The organism is Planktotalea sp. (genome assembly GCF_049680325.1).
Classification (GTDB): Bacteria; Pseudomonadota; Alphaproteobacteria; order Rhodobacterales; family Rhodobacteraceae; genus Planktotalea.
Window position 1 is genome coordinate 1 of the sequence record NZ_JBAUHO010000105.1, and the last position, 2,220, is coordinate 2,220.

At 58.7% G+C, this 2,220-nt stretch carries 2 protein-coding genes; both read right to left on the reverse strand.

The genetic code is table 11. The features are described 5' to 3' along the window. Positions 1-1,428, reverse strand: a 1,428-nt coding sequence (locus tag WBC85_RS04305) for a heme biosynthesis protein HemY (protein ID WP_424433442.1), incomplete at its 3' end; no start/stop codon positions are given. A gap of 10 nt (positions 1,429-1,438) precedes the next feature. Beyond that, on the reverse strand, positions 1,439-2,220 hold a 782-nt coding region (locus WBC85_RS04310; protein ID WP_424433443.1), incomplete at its 5' end, for a COG4223 family protein.

A 2,220-nucleotide genomic window follows, 5' to 3' on the forward strand; every position in this document is an offset into this window, starting at 1 on the left:
CCCGTCAGCATCCGTACCGGGAGGTACGCCATCAGCGCCTGAATTATCCTCAAGCGCACCTACAATCAGCGGCAGCATCTGGACACCTGCGGGCATAGCAACCTCGGACAACGGCGGGCGCTTCCACTCCAATGTATCGAAGCTGGAGCAGTTTTCACAGATCGGCTTCCATTCGTTGTGGATGTGCTGGCAGTTATCGCAAATCCACTGCGGACCGCGCGGCACGGCAATCGCCCGCGCCAACCAACCTTTGACAACCGTATCAGACGCACCCTCACCCCGTTCAATGACCGCCATCAGAGTGACCGAACGCGCGTCAGGGTCAGTTTCCACCAAATCTCCCAGCGCGCGACGCGCGGCGGGGAAATCCTCGTTTGCGATGTGCAGTTCTGCCAGCAGCATCTTGGTCTCGGGGTTTTCCGGCTTCACTTTGGTCAACGCGGCAAAGCGCTTGATCCGCACGCTTGGCGTCTCATCGGGGGCGATGGCTGCGAATGCAGCGGCAAGGTCCGGGTGCGGACGCGCCTCCCATGCTTTCTTGAGCACACGCGTCGCATAACGTGGTTTGTTCTGCTCAATATACCCATGTGCAGCCATAACCGCTGCGGGGATCAGATCAGGGGACAAACGGTTGGCTTCGATTGCGGCTTCGCGTTTCTCGATTGAGCTGTCATCCGCAATCACATCTTTCGCTTCGGATAGTGCCAATACCGCATCGCGGCGCTTGTGGACGTCACGTGGCAACTGGCCATTGCGGAGCTTCGCACTCAGTGTCTTGCGCGCGCCGGTCCAGTCTTCTTTCTCGGCTTGCAGGCGCAGCAAAATATCGCCCGTTTCTTCATGCTTGGGCTTTAACGCAAATGCCTTTTCCGCAAATTGCAGGGCGACGTCATTTTCACCCGCCGCCAGCTTTTGCTTCATGATTCCACGGACGCCGACAAAACGGGTTTGTTCGTTCTCGACCAGTTTACGGTATGTTTCTTCCGCCTTTTTGGTATCACCCGCCAGCTCTGCCGCTTGGGCGGTCAGCAAGTTCGTCAACTCCGGCTTGTTGAGGTATTTGTCAGCTTTGGCTGCTTTGGCCATTGCAACGCGGCCTTCGCCGCTCGCCAGCGCCATCAGGCCTTCGGAGAGTGCTTCAAAACCCTTCCGCTCGCGGTTGCGGTCAAAATAACGCGACAGGGCGGTTTCATCCCCGTTGAGGAATTTCCAGACCGCCACCAACAGCGCCAGAACCTTGAGCAGTAGCCAGACAACAAAGACGAGAGCGACCAACAGCAGCACAGACCCCAGTGGGCCAGGACTTACCTCATACCCGAGCGCACTAATTTGCAGCCCGCCGTCAGATTCCAGCAGGAAGCCCGCGCCCCATGCCAAAGCGCCAACAACGCCGATAAAAAAGATGATTTTGATCAGAGACCAGAGCATAAATTATTCCTTAGTCTGCCGTGAGGCGTTGTGACAAAGCATCTGCGGCCGCGCGGGCGGCAACGCGGGCATCAGCCGCTGCGCGCCAGTCTGCAATGGCAGCCTGCGCTTCTTCGGGCAGGGCATCAAGTTCCGCGAGTGTGGCTGACAGATCGCCGGTCTTTATCGCCGCTTCCGCGCGGGACAAAACAGCATCGGGGTCATCCCCCTCACGCGGGGCAACGGAACGCGCGCCCAGCGCACGCTTCAAAAAGCTGTTAAACCCTTGTTGGCCTTCCTCGACACTATTCGCACGCGCGGTCGCAAGCGCTGCGCGGGCCTGATCGGGAAAGTCTGATTGCAAAGCGCTCAGCGTCGCAACGCCGTTCTCCGCAACGGATGCAAGTGCGGGGTCAATATCGCCCGCTGCGGCTTTCAACTCTTCAAGCTGGCCGGCAAAAGGCTGACCCGCATCAAGGGCCGACACAATCTTTGCGATGGCAGCTTGGATTACGGCAGCTTTGGCGGCATCCGCCGTCGCCTCTTCAACGGTTTTTGCATTATCAAGAAGTGTCTGGATCTCGCTGCGTTGAGTTTCGATCGAGGATTGCAGCGCTTGCAGCTCGGCACTGTCGACAGACGCGCCGCCTGCAGGGCGATTTTCCAGAGCGGTCAAACGGGTTTCAATCGCTTCCAGTTGGGTCTCCAGTGGGGACAGGTCAACCGCCTGCATTTCGGCGGCGGGTGGCTCTGCTGTCTCCAGCGCGGCAATGCGTTCTTGTTGGGCGTTAAGGTCGCTGCGCAGCTTGGTTG